The organism is Borreliella yangtzensis (genome assembly GCF_014201775.1).
Lineage (GTDB): Bacteria > Spirochaetota > Spirochaetia > Borreliales > Borreliaceae > Borreliella > Borreliella yangtzensis.
The window spans coordinates 1-2,528 of sequence record NZ_JACHFG010000043.1; the positions used below are offsets into that span (position 1 = coordinate 1).

General features: G+C 29.5%; 4 protein-coding genes. All 4 read right to left on the reverse strand.

Annotated elements, in window-relative coordinates; genetic code table 11:
* Positions 1–183: 183 nt before the first annotated feature.
* The 4 genes from HNP68_RS06445 to HNP68_RS06460 all read right to left on the reverse strand — a co-directional run bounded on the left by HNP68_RS06445 (position 184) and on the right by HNP68_RS06460 (position 2,516).
* Positions 184–633 carry a hypothetical protein gene (locus HNP68_RS06445; RefSeq protein ID WP_183221595.1) on the reverse strand — a complete coding sequence of 150 codons (450 nt, stop codon included), beginning with the start codon at positions 631–633 and terminating at the stop codon, positions 184–186.
* A gap of 32 nt (positions 634–665) precedes the next feature.
* Positions 666–1,604: a hypothetical protein gene (locus HNP68_RS06450; protein WP_183221597.1), complete on the reverse strand. Its 939-nt coding sequence runs from the start codon at positions 1,602–1,604 to the stop codon at positions 666–668.
* Positions 1,605–1,783: 179 nt separating this feature from the next.
* Positions 1,784–1,930, reverse strand: coding sequence for a hypothetical protein (locus HNP68_RS06455; protein ID WP_183221599.1), 147 nt, complete (start codon positions 1,928–1,930; stop codon positions 1,784–1,786).
* Between the two features lie 328 nt (positions 1,931–2,258).
* A complete protein-coding gene (locus HNP68_RS06460; protein WP_183221601.1) occupies positions 2,259–2,516 on the reverse strand; it encodes a hypothetical protein in 258 nt (85 codons plus the stop codon).
* Positions 2,517–2,528 lie beyond the last annotated feature (12 nt).

Here is a 2,528-nt window from a genome sequence, read left to right on the forward strand (position 1 = left end):
GTGGGTTTATGTAAATCATGTGGGTTTATGTAAATCATGTGGGTTTATGTAAATCATGTGGGTTTATGTAAATCATGTAGTTTATCAAAATCATGCGTGTTATCAAAATCATGCGGGTTTATGTAAATCATGTGGGTTTATGTAAATCATGTGGGTTTATCAAAATCATGCGTGTTATCAAAATCATGCGGGTTTATGTAAATCATGCGGGTTTATGTAAATCATGTGGGTTATCAAAATCATGTGGGTAAAATCATGTAGTTTATCAAAATCATGTAGGTTATCAAAATCATGTGGGTTATCAAAATCATGTAGGTTTTCAAAATCATGTAGGTTTTCAAAATCATGTGGTTTTTCAAAATCATGTGGGTTTATCAAAATCATGTGGGTTATCAAAATCATGTGGGTTATCAAAATCATGTGGGTAAAATCATGTAGTTTATCAAAATCATGTAGGTTTTCAAAATCATGTAGGTTTTCAAAATCATGTAGGTTTTCAAAATCATGTAGGTTTTCAAAATCATGTAGGTTTTCAAAATCATGTAGTTTTTCAAAATCATGTGGTTTATCAAAATCATGTAGTTTTTCAAAATCATGTGGGTTTATCAAAATCATGTGGTTTATCAAAATCATGTGGTTTATCAAAATCATGTGGGTTATCAAAATCATGTGGGGTTATCAAAATCATGTGGTTTATCAAAATCATGTAGTTTATCAAAATCATGTAGTTTATCAAAATCATGTGGTTTATCAAAATCATGTGGTTTATCAAAATCATGTAGGTTTTCAAAATCATGTAGGTTTTCAAAATCATGTAGGTTTTCAAAATCATGTGGGTTATCAAAATCATGTGGGTTTTCAAAATCATGTGGGTTATCAAAATCATGTGGGTTATCAAAATCATGTAGTTTATCAAAATCATGTAGTTTATCAAAATCATGTAGTTTATCAAAATCATGTAGGTTTTCAAAATCATGTGGGTTTTCAAAATCATGTAGGTTTTCAAAATCATGTGGTTTATCAAAATCATGTGGGTTTTCAAAATCATGTGGGTTATCAAAATCATGTGGGTTTTCAAAATCATGTGGGTTATCAAAATCATGTAGTTTATCAAAATCATGTAGTTTATCAAAATCATGTAGTTTATCAAAATCATGTAGGTTTTCAAAATCATGTAGGTTTTCAAAATCATGTAGGTTTTCAAAATCATGTGGGTTTATGTAAATCATGTGGGTTATCAAAATCATGTAGGTTATCAAAATCATGTGGGTTATCAAAATCATGTGGGTTATCAAAATCATGTGGTTTATCAAAATCATGTAGTTTATCAAAATCATGTAGTTTATCAAAATCATGTGGGTTATCAAAATCATGTGGGTTATCAAAATCATGTGGTTTATCAAAATCATGTGGTTTATCAAAATCATGTGGGTTATCAAAATCATGTAGTTTATCAAAATCATGTAGTTTATCAAAATCATGTGGGTTATCAAAATCATGTAGTTTATCAAAATCATGTAGGCAAAATCATGTGGGTTTTCAAAATCATGTGGGTTTATGTAAATCATGTGGGTTATCAAAATCATGCGTGTTATCAAAATCATGTGGGTTTATGTAAATCATGTAGTTTATCAAAATCATGTGGGTTATCAAAATCATGTAGTTTATCAAAATCATGTGGGTTATCAAAATCATGTGGGTTTATGTAAATCATGTGGGTTTATCAAAATCATGTGGGTTATCAAAATCATGTGGGTTTTCAAAATCATGTGGTTTATCAAAATCATGTGGGTTTATGTAAATCATGTGGGTTTATCAAAATCATGTGGGTTATCAAAATCATGTGGGTTATCAAAATCATGTGGGTTTTCAAAATCATGTAGGTAAAATCATGTGGGTTATCAAAATCATGTGGGTTTATGTAAATCATGTGGGTTTATGTAAATCATGTAGTTTATCAAAATCATGCGTGTTATCAAAATCATGCGGGTTTATGTAAATCATGTGGGTTTATGTAAATCATGTGGGTTTATCAAAATCATGCGTGTTATCAAAATCATGCGTGTTATCAAAATCATGTGGGTTTATGTAAATCATGTAGTTTATCAAAATCATGTAGTTTATGTAAATCATGTGGGTTTATCAAAATCATGCGTGTTATCAAAATCATGCGTGTTATCAAAATCATGTGGGTTTATGTAAATCATGTGGGTTATCAAAATCATGTAGGTTTATGTAAATCATGTAGTTTATCAAAATCATGTGGGTTTATGTAAATCATGTGGGTTATCAAAATCATGTAGTTTATCAAAATCATGTGGGTTATCAAAATCATGTAGTTTATCAAAATCATGTAGTTTATCAAAATCATGTGGTTTATCAAAATCATGTAGTTTATCAAAATCATGTAGGTTTTCAAAATCATGTGGGTTTTCAAAATCATGTAGTTTATCAAAATCATGTAGTTTATCAAAATCATGTGGGTTTATCAAAATCATGTAGTTTATCAAAATCATGTGGGTTTATGT

What these genes read in the sequence shown, in the direction of transcription:
- HNP68_RS06455 (WP_183221599.1), bottom strand. Translation starts at nt 1,930, where the DNA reads ATGATTTACATAAACCCACATGATTTTGATAACCCACATGATTTTACC.
- HNP68_RS06445 (WP_183221595.1), bottom strand. Translation starts at nt 633, where the DNA reads ATGATTTTGATAAACCACATGATTTTGATAAACCCACATGATTTTGAA.
- HNP68_RS06460 (WP_183221601.1), bottom strand. Translation starts at nt 2,516, where the DNA reads ATGATTTTGATAAACTACATGATTTTGATAAACCCACATGATTTTGAT.
- HNP68_RS06450 (WP_183221597.1), bottom strand. Translation starts at nt 1,604, where the DNA reads ATGATTTTGATAACACGCATGATTTTGATAACCCACATGATTTACATA.